We start from the raw sequence: 327 nt of genomic DNA, 5'->3' as shown, positions 1-327 counted from the left end.
CGATCGACCTGCGGGCCGACGAGGAGTCGGCCACGATAAACTACACGATCGAGGTCATGGAGAGCGACACGGTCCTGGACGAGTCGGCCGACCCGTACCGGTCGGTCAGCGTCACGGTCACCAACCCGAACGCGGGTGCCGTGACCGGCCCGCTGGACGCCGACCTCGACGGTGCGTTCTGCACTCTCGAGGGCGACGACGCCGACGGGCTGTCGTACGCGTTCCCTTCCGGCCAGACCGTCCTGCAGCTCGAGTGCCCGACCCCGCCGCTGTTCGGCGAGGTCGGGGCGACCGTGACCTGGGAGCTGGCGGACTACCCCCAGACCC

General features: G+C 70.0%; 1 protein-coding gene. It reads left to right on the top strand.

The genetic code is table 11. From position 1 onward, the window contains the following. Positions 1 to 56 precede the first annotated feature (56 nt). Positions 57 to 327, top strand: a 271-nt coding sequence (locus V5O49_RS02025; RefSeq protein WP_332900767.1) for a hypothetical protein, incomplete at its 3' end; no start/stop codon positions are given.

The sequence above is a fragment of the Isoptericola haloaureus genome, assembly GCF_036689775.1.
Lineage (GTDB): Bacteria > Actinomycetota > Actinomycetes > Actinomycetales > Cellulomonadaceae > Isoptericola > Isoptericola haloaureus.
This window is presented reverse-complemented; position numbering and strand designations above follow the sequence as displayed.